Source organism: Bremerella sp. JC817, from assembly GCF_040718835.1.
GTDB lineage: Bacteria > Planctomycetota > Planctomycetia > Pirellulales > Pirellulaceae > Bremerella.
On record NZ_JBFEFG010000253.1, the window covers coordinates 210890 to 232897 of the forward strand.

Annotated in this window: 14 protein-coding genes; 10 read left to right on the forward strand and 4 right to left on the reverse strand. The window is 54.3% G+C overall.

What is annotated here, in order from left to right:
* The first annotated feature begins 57 nt into the window (after positions 1–57).
* From AB1L30_RS04775 to AB1L30_RS04795, 5 genes are all read left to right on the forward strand, one after another.
* The gene (locus AB1L30_RS04775; RefSeq protein ID WP_367012275.1) at positions 58–351 is read left to right on the forward strand and encodes a hypothetical protein; all 294 of its coding nucleotides are present in this window, start codon (positions 58–60) and stop codon (positions 349–351) included.
* A gap of 39 nt (positions 352–390) precedes the next feature.
* A complete protein-coding gene (locus tag AB1L30_RS04780) occupies positions 391–3069 on the forward strand; it encodes a hypothetical protein (protein ID WP_367012276.1) in 2679 nt (892 codons plus the stop codon).
* Positions 3070–3619: 550 nt separating this feature from the next.
* Positions 3620–4903, forward strand: a complete 1284-nt coding sequence (locus AB1L30_RS04785; protein WP_367012278.1) for a DNA modification methylase — start codon at positions 3620–3622, stop codon at positions 4901–4903.
* Entirely contained in the window at positions 4900–5808 is a 909-nt protein-coding gene (locus AB1L30_RS04790; RefSeq protein ID WP_367012279.1) for a hypothetical protein, read from the forward strand. Before AB1L30_RS04785 ends, AB1L30_RS04790 begins: the two co-directional genes overlap by 4 nt.
* A gap of 132 nt (positions 5809–5940) precedes the next feature.
* Positions 5941–6564 (forward strand): site-specific integrase, encoded by a 624-nt coding sequence (locus AB1L30_RS04795; protein WP_367012281.1) that lies wholly within the window; start codon positions 5941–5943, stop codon positions 6562–6564.
* 72 nt (positions 6565–6636) lie between these two features.
* Here the strand turns inward: AB1L30_RS04795 and AB1L30_RS04800 are convergent, their stop codons facing one another.
* The 3 genes from AB1L30_RS04800 to AB1L30_RS04810 all read right to left on the reverse strand — a co-directional run bounded on the left by AB1L30_RS04800 (position 6637) and on the right by AB1L30_RS04810 (position 8241).
* Positions 6637–7302 (reverse strand): hypothetical protein, encoded by a 666-nt coding sequence (locus tag AB1L30_RS04800; protein WP_367012282.1) that lies wholly within the window; start codon positions 7300–7302, stop codon positions 6637–6639.
* A 114-nt stretch (positions 7303–7416) separates the two neighbouring features.
* Positions 7417–7662, reverse strand: coding sequence for a hypothetical protein (locus tag AB1L30_RS04805; RefSeq protein WP_367012283.1), 246 nt, complete (start codon positions 7660–7662; stop codon positions 7417–7419).
* A 219-nt stretch (positions 7663–7881) separates the two neighbouring features.
* Positions 7882–8241, reverse strand: coding sequence for a winged helix-turn-helix domain-containing protein (locus AB1L30_RS04810; protein ID WP_367012284.1), 360 nt, complete (start codon positions 8239–8241; stop codon positions 7882–7884).
* Positions 8242–8372: 131 nt separating this feature from the next.
* Between AB1L30_RS04810 and AB1L30_RS04815 the strand changes: the two genes are divergently transcribed.
* The 4 genes from AB1L30_RS04815 (at position 8373) to AB1L30_RS04830 (ending at position 18669) form a co-directional block, all read left to right on the forward strand.
* Positions 8373–8546, forward strand: coding sequence for a hypothetical protein (locus AB1L30_RS04815; protein WP_367012285.1), 174 nt, complete (start codon positions 8373–8375; stop codon positions 8544–8546).
* Between the two features lie 720 nt (positions 8547–9266).
* A complete protein-coding gene (locus AB1L30_RS04820) occupies positions 9267–11357 on the forward strand; it encodes a tetratricopeptide repeat protein (protein ID WP_367012287.1) in 2091 nt (696 codons plus the stop codon).
* Positions 11358–12241: 884 nt separating this feature from the next.
* Positions 12242–18013 (forward strand): RHS repeat-associated core domain-containing protein, encoded by a 5772-nt coding sequence (locus tag AB1L30_RS04825; protein WP_367012288.1) that lies wholly within the window; start codon positions 12242–12244, stop codon positions 18011–18013.
* 2 nt (positions 18014–18015) lie between these two features.
* Positions 18016–18669 (forward strand): hypothetical protein, encoded by a 654-nt coding sequence (locus AB1L30_RS04830; RefSeq protein WP_367012289.1) that lies wholly within the window; start codon positions 18016–18018, stop codon positions 18667–18669.
* A gap of 388 nt (positions 18670–19057) precedes the next feature.
* Here the strand turns inward: AB1L30_RS04830 and AB1L30_RS04835 are convergent, their stop codons facing one another.
* Positions 19058–19183: a type I restriction enzyme endonuclease domain-containing protein gene (locus AB1L30_RS04835; RefSeq protein WP_367012293.1), complete on the reverse strand. Its 126-nt coding sequence runs from the start codon at positions 19181–19183 to the stop codon at positions 19058–19060.
* A 1036-nt stretch (positions 19184–20219) separates the two neighbouring features.
* Between AB1L30_RS04835 and AB1L30_RS04840 the strand changes: the two genes are divergently transcribed.
* Entirely contained in the window at positions 20220–21851 is a 1632-nt protein-coding gene (locus tag AB1L30_RS04840; protein WP_367012290.1) for a class I SAM-dependent DNA methyltransferase, read from the forward strand.
* The last annotated feature ends 157 nt before the right edge of the window (positions 21852–22008 follow it).

Here is a 22008-nt window from a genome sequence, read left to right on the forward strand (position 1 = left end):
CGTCGCGCAACCGGGTTACTAAGAAATAGGGAAACATTTATTTGCAAGGAATGAAACATGAGCACAGAAGTCTACCACTACCAGTTCCAAAACGACGTCTCCAGCGATGACATTGAGGCCGCTTTGCTTCTAGCCATTTGGGGATGCGAAAGCCTGTGTGGCGAGTCGCAAACGCGGATGGATGCGGCTCACTATTTCGATGCAGACGAGCGTACTTGCGTCATCGATGCACGAACGAAGGTTGGAATCAACTTCAACCGTTTGTTTGTGGGCTTTGTCTCGCGTGAGCTTGGTCCGGACGCTTTTCTGGTGAAGCGAATCGCCGAGATGCCGGTCCCAACAGCGGCCTAGTTCGACAGGCCATTAGCCAGGTTCAGGAGGCTTGATTGAATGGAATCAAACACGCAGGAAGATCAACCTCCAGGCGACATGCTCGAAAACGTTAAAACCGCGACGCGGTTCTTGACCACACTATTCGGCGAGCAAGACAAGATTCTACTTCGGCCCATTGAGTCCTGGGATGAAGGCGGGAAGAAGCATAGCCGAGTCGACTACCACAATACGCGTTATCCCAATGCGACGAATCTCCACCTGGAAATCAACCTCCTGCTGTTGCTTCGCAGATCTGCAACAAATCAGCTGAATCTCTACTTCGGAGTTTGTCCACGATTAGGCGGTGACGGCAAGTACGATCTGGCTTGGCAAATCAGGACCGTTCGGACGCTGTGGTGTGATATCGATCATGCCACCCTCGACGAGGTTCGCGCACGTTTAGACAAGTCATCGCTGCCTAATCCGTCGATCATGGTTCACTCCGGGAATGGAGTACATCTTTATTGGCTGCTCGATCAGCCCTATCTCATTGATGATGTGGGCGACCCACCTGCTGTATTAAACGAATGGAACGAGCTGCCGGGAGGGAAGAGAAAACCTCGCAAGTACGTTGTGCTGGATGGTGAGCGTGTCTACCTCGACATCGACCGACAATTATCCAAACTGAGCCCTAAAGCCCAGCAGCTTCAGGACGTTCTCGCAGGCGTTGCCCAGCAGGTCGGTGGCGATCACACGATCGACCTATCACGTCTGCTTCGAATTCCGGGTTCTATGAATCGGAAGAATGAACGTAATGGTTGTGAGCCAGTTCCCACTCAATTGATTGAATGCGACCCGACGCGCAGATATCCACTTTCTATATTCGAACCGCTGAAAATTGCATCGCCTGACTCACAGCGGGCCAAGCAGATCGAATCGATGCCGTTGCCCCAGCCGCGGAAAATGACTGTGTCGAAGGCGGATAAGCTGGCAGAGCTCGTTGCTGCGAGTAGCCTAGCCGAAGCGGGACGTCGATCGGAAACCGATTTCTCGTTGTGCTGTTATGCCGTGCGTCATGGCATCGACCGTGAGGAGGTCTGGCGGCAGGTGGAATCGGTTGGCAAATTCGCCGAGCAGGGCCGCAGGTATTTTGACCACACCTGGATGAACGCCGAGGAGACGGCTCGCGTCGAGGTCTATGAAAAGCTGCAGAAGAAGTCCCAGGGGAAAGCAACTCCATCAACGGACGAAGACTTCGATAATATACCCTCAGACGATGTAGATGTCGCACCGTCGGATGATGACGCACGTCCGACCATACGCGTTGATCCGGCGTACACACCGGTTGGCGATACGATGCGTCGCATCACGAATCTGCTGTTGAAAGTGGGGGGCTGCTATAGCCGCGTCGACCAGCTAGTGATCATTCGCGAACAGGTGATTGCTACTATCCTGTCTTGTGCCGAACTGGGAGGGCTACTAAACCATTACGCCGAGTTCTACTTCATCAGAGACGAAGGTGGAGAGTACAAGCCACTTCCTACGTCCTACGGCAACACGTGGCTTCACCACCCAGGTGAACGTCAGCGGCTGCCTAACATTAAGTTATTCACTCGAAATCCCGTCTTCACAGATGATTGGCGGCTGACCACGCCAGGTTACGATCCCACTTCTGAAATCTACTATGCCGGGCCTGAAGTCGCCTCACGCGAGGATACACATCACCTCGATCTGTTGCTCCGCGATTTTTGCTTCAAGACGCATGGAGACCGAACCAACTACATCGGTATGCTGCTGACGGCGATCTTGGTCCCGCGGTTCATTGGCTCGAAGCCTGCGGTTCTGTTCAACGGGAATCAGCCAGGCCTGGGTAAGACGGTCCTCGGTCAGATCATCTCGATTCTGCGCGATGGTCAATCGGTCGAAACGGCCAGTTACAACCCTAACGACGAAGAGTTCGAGAAGCGGCTCGGATCGATCGTCCGTCGTGGCGCGACCACGATCATCATCGATAACGCCAAGGCAAAAGGTCGCAGTCCACGCATTGATTCGGCTTGTTTGGAACGTAGTATCACGGATGCGGTTCTTTCGTTTCGCCTCTTGGGGCAGTCGCAGGATATCCGGGCCGAGAACGCGCACATCTTTTGTTTGACGGCTAACTCGCCCGATGTGAGCCGCGATCTTGTTACCCGTAGCGTGATCGTCAATCTGCTACACGAGGGGAATCCGGAACGTCGCACGTTCTCAATCGCTGACCCAGAAGGGTTTGCCCAGGAACATCGCCTGGAACTACTCGGCGAGCTGATCGGAATGGTCGAGCGTTGGAAAGCGTCTGGCATGCCCCAGGCGACGACCCACTCCCGCTTCAACAAACGCGGCTGGGGCAACATCGTGGGTGGCATCCTCGAGGCCTGTGGTGAACCGGACTTCCTGGCCAACAGCGAGGACGCAGCTACACAGTTGGATGATACACGGCGTGAGTTCAGCGACCTGGTCGAGGCTCTGGCAGATCATCCTCAGGGAACTTGGACACCCAAGGAGTTGGTCGAGTACTGCGACAAGCACAGCATTCTCCAGGACGAACTCGGAGATGGGACTCCCCGATCGAAAGCCACGAAATTAGGCGGCCTCGCAGGAAGGTACGTCGCGGAGCAATTCGACCTGGAAGATGGTCGCGTAGCCACGTTTATCCGGCGTCAGGAGCGTAAAGGAAATGTATACCGAGTTGGAATCTCCGATAAGTTGCCGAACCTTTGACCGTTTGCCGAACCTGTGCCGAACCTCGAATTCACGGACGTTCGGCACACCTAAGTTTAGGAGCACTTACAAGATGCGTCACGTTTGCCGAACCTGCCGAACCTCAACAAGTAACTCCACACATGTACACGCGCCCACGCATGCACGCACACACGCATGTGAAGGGCGGTTACGGATTAGGTTCGGCAACGTTCGGCACTCAGCGCTAAGTCTTGGACTGACCAACATTTGGACGTGCTGCAAGGTTCGGCATAACGTTCGGCAGAGGTTCGGCACTCTATCGATCACTGCACGCCTAAGTTGCTGTGTGGATATTAGTTATGCAACTTTTGCAGGTTCAGCAGAGGTTCGGCAGAAGCAGATTACAAGTGCATTCATCCGCTTTTTGAGGACGAACGTCATGACCAGATGGCACACCGCCATCGTGCACTGCCATCGCGCTGGAATGGGCCTGTGCCCGCTCTCGACTCTTTCTCATTCTTCCTCGCGTTGCCCTTAAGCGGCACCTTTGTTCAACGCATCGTCAGCCAATAACCCCACGGATGAAATCATGAAAATCGAACATCGAAAGCTGTCGGACATTCGTCCTTATGACAAGAACCCGCGTAAGAACGATCAGGCCGTGGAAGCGGTGGTGAAGTCGATTCAGGCATTCGGCTTTCGCCAGCCGATCGTGGTCGATTGCGAAGGTGTGATCGTCGTAGGGCACACACGCTGGAAAGCGGCCGAGCAATTGAAACTTGAGTCAGTACCGGTCCACGTGGCCACGGAACTCACACCGGAGCAGGCCCAGGCTTATCGGATTGCCGACAACCAAACGGCCTCGATCGCCCAGTGGGACAAAGATCTGTTGAGGATCGAACTGGTTGATTTGCAGGGATTGGAGTTTGATCTGGACCTGCTGGGTTTCTCGCCGGACGATCTGACCAAGTACCTCGGAGAATCGATCGGAGATGGACTGGTCGATCCGGACGATGTGCCTGAGCCGCCGGACGAAGCGACGACCCAATCTGGCGACCTGTGGATCCTGGGGGATCACCGACTGCTGTGTGGTGATTCTTCCAAAGAGGCAGATGTCGATCGTCTGCTGGACGGCCGGTCGATCCAACTGGTGAATACGGACCCTCCTTACAACGTGAAAGTCGAGCCACGTTCTGGCAACGCGATCGCTGCAGGCAATTCGAGCTTTACCAAGAAGGCCCATGCCAAGGGGGCTCAGGATAAATCCCAACCGCGAAAGATGCGCGCCAAAGACCGACCGCTGGCCAATGATTTCGTGAGTGACGGTGAGTTCGATCTACTGCTCGACGCCTGGTTCGGCAACATGGCCCGCGTACTGGACGTGGGGCGTGGCTTCTACATTTGGGGAGGGTATGCCAACTGTGGGAACTATCCACCAGTCCTGAAGAAGCATGGATTGTACTTCTCGCAGGCGATCATCTGGGACAAGGAGCATCCGGTTCTCACCCGGAAAGACTTCATGGGCGCCCACGAATGGAGCTTCTACGGTTGGAAAGAGGGGGCTGCCCATCAGTATTTCGGGCCGAACAATGCGACCGACCTGTGGCGGGTGAAGAAGGTCAATCCGACGGCGATGGTCCACCTTACCGAGAAGCCGGTCGAGTTGGCCGTGCGTGCGATTCAATATTCTTCCCGAGCCGAGGAAAACGTACTCGATCTATTTGGCGGCAGCGGAAGCACACTCATCGGTTGTCAGCAGACGGGTCGAAAGGCGTTTCTGATGGAACTCGATCCACCTTACTGCGATGTCATCGTGCAGAGGTGGGAGAAATTCACGGGGCAAAAAGCGGAGTGCCAACACGCAGCATCATGAGCAATCCAGGTAAAGTGATCGTCAAATCGGACAAAGCCACCGTGGTACGGCGAATTAACGAAGTCCTTCGAATTATCCTCGTAGGGGGTGACTTCGAGGAGATTCGGCAATACGCCGAGGCACAGGGTTGGGGAGTCTGTGATCGCCAACTACGTCGTTATCAGGAACGCGCCTATCAGAGATTTGCCCAGCAGACGCACCGCGATCAGAAGCAACTCATGGGGCGGCACCTGATGCAGCGTCGTGCCCTCTATGCTCGGGCGATCAAGACGAACGACATTCGGACCGCCCTGAACGTGCTTCGCGACGAAGCGGCGCTTCAAGGTCTGTATGAATTTGGGAAGCAAGGCGAACTGCCTGGACCGGTCCAGACAACATCTGTGTCACGACGAGAGCGATTCAAGCGAATGCTGGCCGCCAAGATGCGAAACGACCAGCTAGAGGTCCGCTTGCTAGAAGAATCCTCTCCAACCGTGTCGTATGCATTGCCAGATACACAGATGGCAGAAATGGCCATCCACACTTTGTCGCTAATGCACATTGCCGAACAACTCGACCGCGCGGCCGTGGCGTTGCTCGCCGTACTACGGTTGTCGCAAGACGACCCACAAAGCGCGTTCTGGGAAGAGTTGGCAATACTGCACGGCTGGAACTTTTCCGTCGAACGGGAAGGTTGGGAATTGTTTGCCAAGGAACTGGGCGTCCGCGCAGGGTGGTTGATCGAAATGAATCATCGAGGATTGTTCCTCGAGTACTTTGGCGACCAACTGGCCGCGCTGTCGCCCGAGCGTGGCGAGGTGGAAAAGCTCCTCGAGAAAAGGGGCCAGTCGGCAAGTGAACTAGCTACGGCGCAAAGTGTGGCCCGAAGTTGGCGAGGGCTTTTAGAGGCACACCTAGCTAGATAAATAAAAGTTTACGAGAACGGACCCAACATGGGCGAAGTGTGTCCGTCCTTGCGTTGCTGTCGCCGCCCAGTCGAGGTACTCACTGTGTTTCCAAACGTTGTCAGGGATTTCCCTCAGATTACAGGAACAGTGATGATTACCTCCCAGATCACCGGCATCGATGGTACGAAGATTTTGATGCGGGGCGAGCTAATAACCGTGCTAAACGACCTGCACCGCAAGGCACCACGATCCGCCAATACACGCATGAATTTGGCGATCTTCCGATTGGCCGTATGTTGTGGCCTGCGGGTGAGCGAGATAGGAAGCTTGCGATTGCGCGATGTGTATCTGGTCCGACCGCGACCACACATACGCATTCCCCGAGGTGCGGCGAAAGGGGGCAAACCCCGGACCGTACCGCTGTGGTGGGACGCCGGTACTCTAGCCGATCTTACGGCGTGGAAAGAGCAGCGGTTGGCGGAAGGGGCAAAGGAGACTGATGCGCTGATTGCATCGCGACGCCATGGAGGGGCCCTGTCACGCTATACATTACGCAAGCGGTTTCTCACGGCCTGCAAATGCTTGGGAAACTCGCGAGTGCACACGCTCACGATCCACCACGGAAGGCATACGTTTATTAGCCACGCCCTGGCAGGCGGACGAACCTTGGCCGAGGTACGTGACGCCGCGGGACACGCTAACGTCAGCATTACCTCTGGCTACTTGCATGTGGTGATCGAGGAGGAAGAAGAGTCCGGAACGTTGTTCGCGTAGAAAGCGGAATAACAGCAATGGATGGTTCTATCGCAAGGCGGAGCGATGAGAAAAACAAACGGCGGAAGTCAATCACGAACCAAGGGGCGGAATGCCTACACGAAGCCGCTTCAGGAACTTCAAGAATTGGCGTTCGGGCACCGCTCCTGGGTTTTGAGTTCCGGGAACGCGTCCGAAAGCTTTGATGAGATCGTCATCTTGGACGATGGGAGCTTCCCAGCTTACGTCACAAAAGAGCTTTCGACAGATTGCGTACGAGCCATAGCGACTTGCTCGTATTCGATATTGTCCGTCCCATCGCCTGCTCAGTTTGGCGTCGCTCAATTTCTTCCTGTCGACGTGTCGTTGATGACTGTGCTCGAGAGGTTTAGGTGGATTGCCCGGAACGATGCAGTTGTTTGGCAGGTGCTTGTTCTTTCGCACATACCATTCGGATGCGAGTTCATGGTTTTCAAATATCTTCTTCACCCTGAGAACAGCGGTCAGTCGCCGGTGGGAGAAGCTTTCGCCGAAGCGGCGTTTGCACGTCAGATAGGCGATCGTGTCACCCATCTTCAGCCTAGGAGCAAATTTTCCGGCTCGACAAAGGCAACTGATACCAGGGAACTTGTGTTCAAGATCCGGTTCTCGCCGGATCGACCCATCCACGAATGGAGGCAGTTGAAAATCTTCACTGGCCTTACGCCCAATCGGGGAAACGACGAGCGGCGAGTAAGTATTGAGAAAATAGTCCGGCATCGTGAAAAACGATCACGTCTTGAGTTGACCCGAATTGAATTGCATCAACCTCGGACACCATCGGATGCCGTAGATGCGGAGCGGTTGAAGTCAAAGGCGAGAGCCTATCTTGCTCTACAGAATCTTCCCCAGCAAGCTCTGGTTCATCACGTGGATCGCCTCGACTGCCGTCAGGTGTTCCTGGATCAGGACATGGTCGTATGTGTCACCCACCCCGATGTCGGCGAACTCGAGCGATTGGGCCAAGCTCTGCAGACCCTCAACCGCTTTGTAGTACGCTTCGCGGACCTCCTGGTATTGGTGTGGGGCCATCTTTTGGAAGGCGTCGCGAAGTTTGGTTTCTTGGTCTTCGGCGGGCATGGTTCGTTCTCCGGTGTGGGTGGCGTTTCGTATACGACACATGAGCCATGGAAAGCTGAAAACATCAAGCTTGGTTCGGCACAATTCAACAGCTTTCCTTGGGGTCGCGAGGTTGGGCCGTGTGTCGCCGGAGTAGAAGACTGGCCTGACGATGCCAAGAACGAAAAAACGCCCAAACGTGGCGAACGTCGGGCGTTGTGTGGCAAGTTACCGTGTGGCCTAGCCGTTGGTCGTGAACTTGCCTCGTTCGATCTTCTTGAACCGAGCGTCTTTACCCTTGGTGTTAATCTCTCGAAGGATCGCCGAGTAGAGCGTGGCGTGCGGTGTCTTGCCCCCTGGGCTGGACCAATACTTCTTCTCGGTCATAGCGTCGATCATTTGTTTGGCGTTGAGCGGTTCTTTCGATTCGGCCAGTACCTTGGCCGCGGCGTCGAGGGCCGACAGGCGTTTGATGGCTGGTTGTTTAGCGGGTTTTCCATCGGCTGGCTTCGTGGACTTCGCCGGTCGTCCCTTCGTGGTGCCCTCGGTGCTGGCCTTTTTTGTAGCTGCGGTCGTGGAAGTCTTCTTCTTCGTGGTCATGGATCATCTCCAAATGCTGATTGGTTGGTCGCGAACCGTGTCGCGTTGACACACATGAGCCATGCTTTTGGAAACACATCAAGCGTACTGAGCAGCAATTCGAGAGATTCTTTTCAGGTGGAGGTCGTGCCATGCCTAAGCGTTTGAAACGTCGAAGCGACACCATACGACGTATTGGTCGCGATATCTACGAGGTGCGGCGTGGTTCGTCTTCGTCGCAAGGCTACGACGCCGACTGGGAACGGGTCGCCAAGCATCGGCGCATCTCCGGGGGAAGTCGCTGGTTGCAAGCACGTCGAAGTTAGGACCAACAAATGTGGAAGTCGATCAGGCTTGAGGAACTCGCCATCAAGTGGTGGACTGCCTCGTAATAAGGAACGCAGTTAGATGGAGGTGGAAACAAGGTTGCTTTGATCGTCTAAGGCATCGCGAGAATGTCGGCGCCGACCCAGAAGCTGGAGGAACAAGAGTGGTCTCGAGAGATCCGCCATGTCGATCACCCTGCTCACCGTCGGATTGATGGAATCGTCGCGCTCTTCATTGCGGTGGGCTTGGCTACCATGCAAGTGGAGCAAGGAAGTATCTACTCCGAGAGGGTTACATTCTTGTGACGAATCGAGCTCCTAAATTCTCGAATCACAAGTGTGCTACCCCCTCATGTCTTCATCTGGGAAGTCATCAAGAGAAAAAGCTAAAGCCTCCGAGAGCGATTCCGGCAAACAGTACCGGAGTGAATTGTACTTTCAGCGGGGTTAGTGGAACTCGGCATTGTCTTGTCAGTTTCCATCTCTCAGTCATACGTGTGGTGAGTCTTCCTCTGCAAGACAATGGCACTGTCAAGTCGTTCTGTTTCCCCGAACTGCAACGCGAAATCTATTTGTGCACAAACTGTGCAAATCTAATGGAATTACTTTTGTTTCTAACAATCAATCGCTACGATTGGCACTCGCTCTAAAAGAGGTGGTATCGCACCCTCATTGGGATTGGGGTCCTTTGGGGTAGTTAACAGGAGGTTCGAGACGGATATGACGGAGGACTCAAAAAAAGAAATTGTGCAGCGTCTTTTTCAGGAGGGCGTGGCACTACATCAAGCCGGGCAGACAAGTGATGCGCAGGACAAATACAACTCGGTCTTACGGCTAGATCCGCAATATGCAGGTGCCCTTCATTTGCTAGGTGTCACTTACCAGCAATTTGGGGAAATCGACCGTGCAATTGATCACATTGAGCGCGCAATAGGAGTAAGAGGCGATAGTGCGATCTACCACAACAACCTTGGTGTCGCCTACCTTCAAAAGGGCAACGTCGATAAAGCTCAGGTTACTCTCAATCGCGCTGTAGTCCTCAATGCCAACTATCCCGATGCCCATGCCAATCTCGGTATCGCACTTGGACGCCTGGGGAAGCGGTCCTCGGCTGAAGCCTCACTTAGGCATGCTCTTTCACTGAATCCTAATCATGTCGATGCACTAAATAATCTTGGGAGATTGCTCCTTGATCAAGGTAAGTGGATTGAAGCAAGTGAGATCTTTTCCCGTGCGGTGACGGTAAATCCCAATCGTCCCGATTTACAAAACAAGCTTGGAAGCACTCTATTGCAGCTGGGCAATCCAGACTTGGCGATTGAGTGCTTCAAAAAGGCGAATGCACTGGACCCAGACGACGCTGGCATCCAGATTAATCTAGGGCAAGCTTTAGGAGAGATAGGACACCCTCAAGCCTCATCGGAGTTCTACCTTCGTGCGAGTACTCTAAAAACAGATAAACCGTGGTGGCGATGGAAGTGGCTCGGGCACTGCCCGTCAGTGTTCAAATCGGCGTCGGCGATAGACGAATATCGCAGGCTTCTACTTAGTGGCCTTGAAGAGTGTCGAGCAGCTACTGCGAGAATGGACTTATCAGATCCATTTTATGACGGCTTCTCCCCTCCTTTTAATCTTTCACATCACGGAAAGAACAATCGTGAAATCAAGGAGAAGTATGCCTCCCTCTTTTCGCCTCATATTCTGCAAGAGAAAACAAAAAAGTGCGGCGTTGGAAAACCTCGTATTGGATTCATAGCGACCCACGGACATGAAGGTAGTCTGATTCGTGGGCTAGGAATGCTAATACGTGGCCTTGATCGAAAGCAGTTCCAGGTGGTAGTGCTCTGCTCAGCGTCGAGCCTAAAGATGTGTCAAAAGAGTTTGTCGGCAGAATTGGTTGAATGGGTGCCTCTACCATCGCGATTCGATCAAATGCGGACGGTCATTAGCCAGGCAAAATGCGATGTTCTTTATTTTCGGCAAATCGGAACAGATCCAATTTGCTATTTCCTGCCTTTTGCGAGGCTTGCTCCAATTCAATGCACTTCTTGGGGATCACATCTGACAACTGGGATTCCTACTGTTGATTACTTTTTCAGTAGTGAACTACTGGAAATCGAGCATGCCCAAGATCATTACACTGAACAACTGGTGCGTTTCCCAGGATTAATCGCGAGTGTTGCTCCGGAGCCACCGAAGAGAAAGTTTTCTCGCGCCGACTTTGGACTTCCCGATCAGGCAGGCCTATTCCTCATTCCACAACGGCTTGGAAAGTTTCATCCTGATTTCGATTGGTGGCTCGCAGAATTACTTGAGCGGTGCCCCTCAGCTTATGTGATTTTATTGGATGGGCACCTCCCCTACGCAAAGGCACAACTTCAACAGCGGCTTCAGCAGCACCTTGGCAGTTCGTTCAATCGAATTTGCTTCTTACCACCCCTGTCAAGCGATGATCTGCTTGGCCTTATGTCGGTTTGCAACGCAATCCTTGATATCCCTCAATACAACGGAAGTTTCACAACGTCGGATGCTTTCAGCGTTGGTCTTCCGCTTGTCACCATGCCGGGGGAATTGAAGGTAGAACGTTATGGACAATTTTTTTATCGGTTGATCGAATGCCCCGAGTTGATTAGTCGAAACAGGGATGACTACCTGGAACATGCAGAGCGGCTGGTTACCGACATGGATTACCAGCAGACAATCCACCAGCAGATATTGAGTCGACGTGACATCTTATTGGATGACAGGGGGCTCACACTTCATTACGAAGAGTTTTTCAACAGCACGCTATCCGTAATGCATCAAATCTAATCGTGCCATAGTTATTCTCCTCCAATTGCAGCTTTAGTGGGAAAATTGACGTGAAATCTTGGATTACTACACGGATGAAACGAAATCGCAAATCACGTACTTCCCAGCTTCGGAAGCGTCGAAGCAAAGGAAGAGGACGCAATTCGCAGCTTGAAACTCTCGAGGTACGAAACCTCTTAGCGACCGTTGAACTCTCGGTGACTAACTCGACGATATCGGAGGATCTAGGTAATACCGCATCTGTAACTGTTACCAGAAGTGGGGGGGCTTTCACGTCTGGCCACCTATCAATCGGATTCAAGCCCCAAGCTGGCATGATACCCGGAAGTGACTTCACTGTGTCGTTCTCGCCATGTGTCGGTGGGTTCTTTTGGCATGAGGAATACGAAGGCTATATTGCCAACATTCCCCAGAGTAACCTGACCTCATGGACGGTATACATAACAGCTTCTGACGACTCTATCATTGAAGATCCGGAGGTCATGCAAATTAAGTTATTGAATGGCCATTGGACCAACTGTGGTCCTCCAACATTTCTTTCTACGGAGACCTTTTTAAACACTACCGGCACCATCACGATTGAAAGCGACGATGTCGCAAATGGTCCTGCTATTGCCGAAGCCCAGCCTACGGACGAGAATCCTCCCACCTGCAATTGCGATTGCGGGTGTTCAAGCGAAGGCGCCCCAGCGGAAGCAAGCGAACCCGCAAAAAATATGGGCGATACTAAGCCCGCCACGTTCAATATGACATTTACCGGTTCCAGGCCATCTGGCAGCATTGTGCAGATAGATTGGCAGCTTGCGGGAGGAGCAACTGAGACCACGTATTTCTCGCTGGATGGACTGCCTTCCTCCGGGCCGATTACTGTTCCTTTCTCACATGTGTTTAACACCTCAGGCCTAGCAACCGGGGCCTACAACTACACGGCAACTCTCAGCAGCACGTCCTTCGATGCATCGGTCAACAATTTTGAGTTCAATGGCGAACTCCTGGTCTCGAAGCCGAACGACGCTCTTGGCAATGGCGTGGTAGAAGATCTTGCCAAGCTCACCACGACTGCTGATGGGAAACTGCTTGACCTGGGCAATGGGAATCTGGCTCACTTCCTCGATAATTTAGACGGTACGTACTCGGCTGCGAATGATCCTTACAGCCAATTGACATGGGATGCTGGCAGCAGCACCTACACCCTGACGAATCAAGAAGGTGAGGCCTACACCTTCAACAGTGCCGGGCTTGCGATTACGAAGAAGGATAAAAGTGGCCGCGAAACCTCTTACAGCTACACTGACGGCGATGGCGATTCGGTCGCGGATGAAATTTCTAGCATCACTAGGCCGGGTGGCCAGACTGTTAGCTATGGCTATGCCTCTGGCATGCTGGCTACGGTTACGGATGAGCTGGGACGGGTTACCTCCTATACGTACGATGCCAACGACCGAATTGAAACGATCACGTCGCCTGACCCGGACGGGGCTGGCAGCCTGGCTCCGATCGTCAAAACCTACAGCTACGACAGCACCGGCAGGGTCAGTTCAATCGCCAAGTCGAACGGCGAAACGATTCAGTACGTCCGCGATTCTTCGGGGGCTTTGATCGAAACCATCTCGCCGGATGGTAGCTCGACGGAATACAAAAATTATGCCTACCGAAACCTTCCAGCCTCGGGAACAGGCACGTCGATGAATCCCGCCTCGCTAACCCTGGCAGCGGATACCTGGGGCGAGATGACGACCAATGGAGTTACCACCTATTACAAGACCGACCGAAAAGGCAATCTGCTGGCGGTGAAAGATGGGGAAGGCAACATTACGACCTACGACCGCAACGCCGCAGGCTATGTCACCAAAATCACCGAGCCTGACCCGGACGGTGCTGGGCCGCTGGAAGCCGCGGTCTACGAATACACCTACGATTCGCGCGGCAACATGCTGACCGAGACGCTCCCGGACGATTCGGTGCGAACGTGGGAGTATCACGCCACCTGGAATGAGCCGATCAAGTACACCGATGCCAACGGCAATATCACCCTCTACACCTACGATGCCACGAACCAGTGGCTTCTGAGTGAAACGTATGTCATCGGAGAAATCGATGACGCAATGAACCTCGAAACAGACGACCTGACCACTAGCTACACCTACACCGATGCCCCCTTCTGGGTGACCGATCCGCCGATCGGCTTGGTTGAATCGATAACTGAAGCGGACGGTGTCGTCACCGAGTTCGGATACGATGTCGACGGGAACCTCACCTCGGCTACCTATGCAGTGGGCACGGCTGACGAAGCAACCATTTCGGCCACCTACGACGCTGCTGGCAACATGCTCACGGAAACCGATGAACTGGGCAATGTTACGACCTACACCTACGACAACTTCGATCGAGTTACGTCGGTGACATCCGCCGATCCAGACGGGGCGGGGGCACAAGTCGCCACGGTCATCACCTATACCTACAACGATTTCGACCTTGTCGCCACCGAATCAATCAACGGTAACACCACCACTTACGCCTACAACACCAAAGGCCAGGTCACCTCGGTCACCGAAGCCGATCCGGACGGAGCCGGTTCGCTGACTGCCCCGGTCACTTCCTACACTTACGACAGCGATGGCAACGTTCTCACGATCACCGATCCGCTGGGTAATGTGACGACTTACGGCTATACCGATGGCCTGCTCACGTCGATCACCGAGGCCGATCCCGATGGCGCTGGGCCGCAAAGTTCGCCGGTGACCAGCTACACCTACAACGACGCCGGTCAGGTACTGACCATTGCCGATCCGCTGGGCAACGTCACCACCTACGAATACGACAACCTGGGGCGCGAAGTCTCAGTCACGCTACCAGACCCGGACGGTGTTGGCACGCTTGAGTCGCTGGTCAGTACCACTGCGTACGATGAGTTCGGGCAAATTGTGAGCATGACCGACTTTGACGGCGTGACGACCTCGTACTCGTACGACCACGAAGGCAATCTGCTTGCCGAAACCACGCCGCTCGGCACCACCACTTATACCTACGATGAACTCAATCGCCTCGAAACGATTACCACGGCAGATCCTGATGGTGCCGGTGCTTTGATCGCCTTGGTGACGACCTATTCGTACACCGCTTCCGGCCAAGTCGCTTCGGTCGCGACGCCGAAGGGAACCACCTCGTACACCTACGACAATCGTCGCCGTCGCACGAGTACCACCTTGCCCGATCCAGATGGGGCCGGATCGCAGTCCGCGCCATCGACAAGCACCACTTACGACGACGCAGGCAATGTTCTGACAGAAACTGATGCTCGGGGCTATGTAACGACGTATGAATACGATGCCCTGAACCGAGTCGTGAAGGTCATTTCGCCTGATCCCGACGGGGCGGGTGCACTCACTTCGCCGGAGACGTTGTACGCTTACGATGAATTCGGCCAGCAGGTCAGCGTGACTGATCCCAACGGCGGCATGACGACCTATGAATACGACGACCTGGGGCGTCAAACGAAGATCATCTACGCCGATCCGGATGGGGCTGGAGCGTTGACGTCGCCGGAGGTCTCGTACGAGTACGACGCCGCAGGGCAGCTAATCAGTATGACCGACGAACTGGGGAACGAGACGACGTACCAGTACGATAACCTCGGTCGCCAGGTAAAGGTGACGCTGCCCGATCCCGACGGCGCGGGAGCGTTGACCGCCCCTGAGACCACCTACAGCTACGACGCCGCAGGCCAGTTGCTCAGCACGACCGATCCGCTCGGCCGCACGACCAGTTACACCTACGACAATATAGGGCGTCAACTGACGGTGACCCTGCCTGACCCGGATGGTGCGGGAGCACTCACCGCGCCGGTGACCACTTATGTCTACAATGCCGACGGGCAACTGGCCAGCGTGACCGATGCCGCTTCGCAGGCGGTCAGTTATACGTACAACACCGCTGGCCAGATCGCCACGATGACCGATCCGACCGGCACCACGACCTACACGTACGACGCCCTCGGTCGCCAGGTATCGATCACCGAACCTGATCCCGATGGGGCCGGGCCACTCTCGGCGCCGACCACGACTTACACCTACGACGACGAGGGGGACATGGTCAGCATGACCACCCTCGACGGCACCACTTCGTATGACTACGACGACCTGGGCCGCATCACTAAAATGACGATGCCAGATCCGGATGGCGTGGGCAGCGCGTTGGCGGCCTGGACCGTTTATACGTACGACGCGGTCGGTCGCACGCTGACCGAAACGAATCGCCTCGGCAATTCAACCAGCTACGCATACGACAACCTCGGCCGCCTGATCAAGACAACCGACGCCGAAGGAGGTGAGACCGAATACACGTACGACGCCAACGGCAACCGTCTGACGCTGACCGATCCGGAAGAGAATACGACGACCTGGACGTACGACAAGCTCAACCGGATGCTCACCAACACGAATGAGCTGAACGATACGCGAAGCTACGAATACGATGCCGCTGGAAACGTGGTCGAATACACCGATCGCAACGGCCGCGTGACTACTTACGAGTACGACAACCTGCGGCGCCGGACCGCCGAAAAATGGATGGACGGGGCAACCGTTGTCGAAACACTCAGCTACGCTTATGACGCCGCATCGCAACTAACTGAAGCGAGTGATTCGCAGGCGACCTACACGTTCACCTACGATAACCTCGGCCGTAACATCAGTACGGAGCACGACCTGGCTGCTCTTGGTTTCGACGTGATGATCGAAGAAGCATACGATGCCCTCGGCCGCCGCACGAGCCTTGCCGCCGAGATCGACGGCACTGACGACCTGGTAAACAACTACGCCTACGACTACTACAACCGCATGACCCAGGTCACCCAAGGTGGCCAGGTCGGCGGCAACGCGGTCGCCGAAAAGCGAGTCGACTTCGCTTACGATGCCGAGGACAAGGGGCAGTTTACCTCGATCACTCGCTACGCCGACCTAGCCGGGACGGACCTGGTCGCCACCACCACCTACGGCTACGACAACGCCGATCAGATCACCAGCATCACGCACACCGACGGCAGTTCCAGCACGCTGGCCGGGTACACTTACGCCTACGACGAAGGCAACCGCCTGACCGCGTTCTCGGTCTATGGTCACTCCGCTGAAGATGCCGACTACAGCTACGACGACACCGACCAGTTAACCGGCGCCGATCGCACTGGCACAACTGGCGATGAGTCGTACACCTACGACGAAAACGGCAACCGAACCGGCGGCGGGTACAGCACCGGCGACAACAACCAGCTTTTGTCGGATGGGGCGTTCAACTATACGTACGATGACGAAGGAAATCGCCTCACCAAGACGAACATCAGTACCGGTGAAGTGATCGAGTACACCTGGGACTACCGCAACCGCCTGGTGAGCATCACCAGCAAAACCAGCGGCGGCACAGTCGCCCACGAGGTTGACTACACCTACGACATCTTCAATCGCCGCATCGTCAAAACAATCGACGCCGACGGAGCCGGTGCTGGCACCGCCATCGAAGAAATCTACATCTACGACGGCCTGCGAGAAGAACGAGGCGCCGCCGGAGATCACATGCTCCTCCGCTTCGACGAAGCCGAAGACCTTACCGACCGCTACCTCTACGGAGCCAACGTCGACCAGATCCTGGCCAGCGAAGAGGTTACCAGCACGGCTTCTGCGGGAGATGTTCTGTGGGCACTAACCGACCACCTGGGCACGGTGCGTGATGTGGTCGACTACGACAGCGGAACGGATACCACCACGGTCCAGAACCACCTGGCCTACGAAGCCTATGGCAACATCACCTCGGAGACAAACTCCTCGATTGACTTCTTGTTCGCGTTCACTGGAAGAGAACGAGACGGGGAGAGCGACCTCCAATACAACCGGGCACGTTACTACGATGCTGCGGTCGGGCGTTGGACTGGGGAGGATCCGCTTGGTTTTGAGGCGGGGGATGAAAACTTATCGAGGTACGCAGGGAACAGTGTTCTGCATTTCGCGGATCCAAGTGGAAATGCCGTCACTTTCGGCAATCCGCCGAAAGTACCCACGAATCCAGCTACTGAGGCGATCCTTAAGTTAAGTGAGCGGCTAAGCGACATCGAAAAGGCAATCGACATATGGGGTACAACACCCGAGCTACAGAAGCTAAAAAATCAATTAAAGGAGAGAATTGCGCGATTTAGAAAAGAGATCGCCGAAGTAAAATCGCCAAACCAAACTTGCACTGTAGCGACAACTACTGCCATCACACCACAACAGGCGATTGGCGGGGTCTTACTAATTGGAGCTGCTTATTTTGCCGCTGCATGTTATAATCCCTATTCTCCTATTGCGTCGGAAATCGACCGTTTTTCGTCTGACCTTGCGGCTGATCTGCAAGCGCTAACGCAGAATCTAAGTAGTCAGCAGGGGGATTCATTGCCGTCACTTGACGGTACTGGAAAAGTCCATGGAGAGCTACCTCATCCCAAAGACCTCAGCAAATTTGATGCTGATGAACTCGAACTACTTGCTGAGCAGCTCAGGAAAAGTGTCGGAGAGCGAATAAGAAAGACTATTGAGAAGGGTGCAGATCCTGGCCATAGTGATCGCATTACGGCTGAGCAGGATTTGATCAAGTCCATTGAAAAGTACCTCGAAGGCTTGGGATTTTAGTCATGAAGCCCTATACACGCCAACTTCTCGAAAATCTCACCACAAATCCTAAAGAGTTTTACTATTCCAACGGTGGAGCTACATCTCTATTGAAATGTTATTTTGGAGGTGAGGACATCACAACACTCATTCCCCTGCTTTCAAATGAGAATGAATATGTTCAGAGATGTGGGGTATTTGTTGCCTCTGAAATGGGGGGCGAGGCATGTATCCTTTTGCCATACGTTTTGAATCTACTAGAATCTGATCCGTCTCCGGATGTCATGTGGGACGCTCTTGACATTGTGGCGGTTTGTTCGGTAGGACAAAATTCGAGCTGTTTTCAAATAGTCCTGAATTGCCTTGGAAATCATGACAAGGCACTAGCAAAGCGCGCGATGAGGCTTTCATCCCTCGCCACTGAATCTCAGTTGCTTGCAGTCAAAGAATATTTTGCAAAGACTACGTCTACCGCATCCGAACATATCTTGGGACTTGACATGCTACTTAATGGAAACAAAGTGGATGCATTGCGTGGTCTCGCGTCAGACCGTTTATTGTTAGCGTCATATTCGGCTGTTTACTTTAGTAGGGCTAATTTGCCTAAGGAGCGTTTGAAAGATATGGCGCAAACGTGCCAACATGAGCATGTCGTAGAATTTTTGAAAGATGATTAACTTCAAGGAAGAATAACCCATAACAGCCGAAGCAATCGAAGTCTTGGTTGTCACGCCAGGGTGCCACTCAACGCTGGTAACGATTCTACAGGAACTCTCTTGCCCGAGCGATTTACTGTTTTGTCGCGGTCGTCACGTCCGGTGGGCCGCAACTGGGTCGTTGTTTCTTCCTTGGATAGCTTCGGCTTTGTTTCTGTTGTTCGATTCGACTCATCCGCTTTCAGGCAGGCCCTGAAGTCGAGTTCCGTGCGGCAGTGGCCTGACAGCCGATCGCACATTGCTTCTTGCAGAATGTCAACCACGCGGGTTGGGCTTAGCTTGTTGAGCGAGAGGTTTGCTTCGCGACCAACAACGAAGTCCAAATCGCCAGCAACATTGCAATCACACTTCACCTTGAAGAACCCCACCCCGAGCACAAAGCCTCCGCCTGCTCCAGAACCAGTTTCGTCGCTTCCGCTTCCAAGTCAGGGGGATAGCCGTGCTTTCTGAGGACTCGGCGGACGAGAATATGGATATTGGCTCGGGAATTCTAGCGGTGCTGCCAGAATCGACATCCCTGCCCTCAAGAACGATCGGGCTGCGCTCAGCAGTGCGAACCTAACTTACAAAAGTCCAGTAGCTGACGATCGTAATTAGTTGGCGAATCGCTGGCCCCAGGACTCGGCCAAGCTTGAGAGGTCGTTCGCGTTCTTCCTTCCGCAGCGGGGTTTTCCACTTGGGTGCCAGCTGGCTGGGGTATACTCGGCCTTGAGGAAATCGACATCGTATCGAAGATGTTTTTCTATGGACTTCGCCAGGAGAAGCAATAGCGGCTGGAAAATCTCGCGCACGGATGCAAAAAGCTAAGATAATCTGGAGAAACAAGGTGTGGCATTTTTTTGTACCGCGACGCCTCGCCTACACAGGCTTAGAAATTCGCGGAATTGCTAACCGAACCCGACGATTTGATAGGGGATTACGGATAGGAAATATTCTCGAGTTGCGCGGGTTCCGTTCGGGGTGCAAAACCATCCCTCCACAATTCAGAAAAGGGATCAGTTCTCTCAGGCTTCACCTGAAGACTACGCCGAATTGCTAAACCTTTTCCCCGGTATCGGATAGCAATAATTCCGCAACAGAGAACTCTCACTAGCAGGGTTCTGAACAGGGAGCCTTTCTTTGCCGCGGAATTTCCGCCGACAATCCAGTTAACGAACAACGCCGAGAGTGAACGCTCTGGGCGTTTTTTCGTTTGGGGTTATCTGGTAAGAACTTGTGTCTTGGTGGGTTCTCTGCCGGTCGCCCGCTGGCGACGACACATGGCAATCTGCCACGTTCAGCGGAGAGACTCTCTCGCTCTCTCATTCGTAGGCGTCTTGGGTTAACAGCCTGACGGGAACAGATTCTCCAAACGATACGGCTTGAAAGGCCCACTGGCGAAAGGCTTTTCTGACCTTCGTTTGCCTCAGCAGACCCTGCTAGGATCGTGCTACAATACCACCAATTTGGTACCCTGCGTAGATTCCTCTGCGACGCACACGACGCTGACACCTTGTTCTCGATAGACATCCATGGCCAAGAAATCGACCAAGACAAAAGACTCCACCCCCAAGACTCCCAAGCCCCAGAAGAAAGAAACCAAAGCGAAGAAGTCCTTCGAACAAACCCTTTGGGACACCGCCGACAAGCTACGCGGCACGGTCGAGTCTTCCGAGTACAAGCATGTCGTGCTCTCGCTGATCTTTTTGAAATTCGTCAGCGACCGGTTCGAGAAACGTCGGGCCGAATTGGTCGCCGAAGGCAAAGCCAACTACGTCGACATGGTCGAGTTCTACACCATGCAGAACGTCTTCTACCTGCCGGAAGACTCGCGCTGGTCGACCATCGTTAAACAGGCCAAGCAAGACGACATCGCCGTTCGCATCGACACGGCCCTGCATGCGGTCGAAAAGAGCAATCCTTCCCTCAAGGGAGCCCTGCCGGATAACTATTTCTCGCGGATGGGGATCGACGTGGCCAAGCTCGCGGCCCTGATCGACAGCATCAACAACATCGACACGGTGGCCGACGAGCAGGAAGAATCGGAACAAGATATCGTTGGGCGGGTCTACGAGTACTTTCTGGGCAAGTTCGCCGCGACCGAAGGAAAAGGTGGGGGCGAGTTCTATACGCCCAAGTGCGTGGTCAATCTGTTGGCCGAAATGATCGAGCCTTACAGCGGCAAGATCTACGACCCTTGCTGCGGCAGTGGCGGCATGTTTGTGCAGTCGGTGAAGTTTATCACCAGCCACAGCGGCAACCAGAAAGACATCTCCATCTATGGGCAGGAGCAAACCAGCACGACGTACAAGCTGGCCAAAATGAACCTGGCCATTCGCGGCATCTCGGCCAACCTGGGGGAAGTCCCGGCCGATACCTTTTTCAAGGATCAGCATCCTGACTTGAAGGCCGACTATATCCTGGCCAATCCGCCGTTCAACTTGAAAGCGTGGCGCGGCGCGGACGAGCTGACCGACGATCCGCGCTGGAGCGGTTACGACGTGCCACCAGCCGGCAATGCCAACTACGGCTGGATCCTGCACATGATCAGTAAGCTGTCCGAAAGTGGCGTGGCGGGGTTTGTGCTGGCCAATGGTTCGATGTCGACCAGCACCAGCGGAGAAGGGGCCATTCGGCAGAAGATCATCGAAAACGATTTGGTCGATTGCATGATCGCGCTGCCGGGGCAGCTGTTTTACACGACGCAGATCCCGGTCTGCCTCTGGTTTTTAACCAAGAGCAAAAGTGCCCGTCAGGTGAAAGGGCATAGCGAACTGAACCAGCGCGACCGCGTGGGCGAAACGCTGTTCATCGACGCTCGGAACCATGGCACCATGGTCGACCGGACGCATAAAGAGTTGACCGAAGCCGACATCGCCGAGATCGCTCGGACCTATCACGCCTGGCGGGGCGAATCGAAAGATGGCGCGTACCAGGACCAGCCCGGTTTTTGCAAAAGCGCGACCCTGGCCGACATCCAGGCCAACGACTACGTCCTGACGCCTGGTCGTTACGTCGGCGCGGCGGCGATCGAAGACGACGGCATCCCGTTTGAAACCAAGATGAATGACCTGACGGCGACGTTGTACCAGCAGATGGAAGAGGCGAAGAAGCTGGACAAGGCGATCCGGAAGAATCTGGAGGCGTTGGGTTATGGGAAGTGAATGGACAGACACAACGCTAGAGGCTGTTTCAAAACCTACGTAAACAAATGAGCCCGCACGCTACATGTATGAAGGCTTGGTAAATCCACGAGTGATGTTCGTACCGCACGACCAGTCGACGGAAGTTGCCGATCCACGAGATCGTTCGTTCGACGAT

What these genes read in the sequence shown, in the direction of transcription:
- AB1L30_RS04815 (WP_367012285.1), top strand. Translation starts at nt 8,373, where the DNA reads ATGCCTAAGCGTTTGAAACGTCGAAGCGACACCATACGACGTATTGGT.
- AB1L30_RS04840 (WP_367012290.1), top strand. Translation starts at nt 20,220, where the DNA reads ATGGCCAAGAAATCGACCAAGACAAAAGACTCCACCCCCAAGACTCCC.
- AB1L30_RS04800 (WP_367012282.1), bottom strand. Translation starts at nt 7,302, where the DNA reads ATGCCGGACTATTTTCTCAATACTTACTCGCCGCTCGTCGTTTCCCCG.
- AB1L30_RS04780 (WP_367012276.1), top strand. Translation starts at nt 391, where the DNA reads ATGGAATCAAACACGCAGGAAGATCAACCTCCAGGCGACATGCTCGAA.
- AB1L30_RS04785 (WP_367012278.1), top strand. Translation starts at nt 3,620, where the DNA reads ATGAAAATCGAACATCGAAAGCTGTCGGACATTCGTCCTTATGACAAG.
- AB1L30_RS04795 (WP_367012281.1), top strand. Translation starts at nt 5,941, where the DNA reads ATGATTACCTCCCAGATCACCGGCATCGATGGTACGAAGATTTTGATG.
- AB1L30_RS04820 (WP_367012287.1), top strand. Translation starts at nt 9,267, where the DNA reads ATGACGGAGGACTCAAAAAAAGAAATTGTGCAGCGTCTTTTTCAGGAG.
- AB1L30_RS04810 (WP_367012284.1), bottom strand. Translation starts at nt 8,241, where the DNA reads ATGACCACGAAGAAGAAGACTTCCACGACCGCAGCTACAAAAAAGGCC.
- AB1L30_RS04830 (WP_367012289.1), top strand. Translation starts at nt 18,016, where the DNA reads ATGAAGCCCTATACACGCCAACTTCTCGAAAATCTCACCACAAATCCT.
- AB1L30_RS04790 (WP_367012279.1), top strand. Translation starts at nt 4,900, where the DNA reads ATGAGCAATCCAGGTAAAGTGATCGTCAAATCGGACAAAGCCACCGTG.
- AB1L30_RS04805 (WP_367012283.1), bottom strand. Translation starts at nt 7,662, where the DNA reads ATGCCCGCCGAAGACCAAGAAACCAAACTTCGCGACGCCTTCCAAAAG.
- AB1L30_RS04775 (WP_367012275.1), top strand. Translation starts at nt 58, where the DNA reads ATGAGCACAGAAGTCTACCACTACCAGTTCCAAAACGACGTCTCCAGC.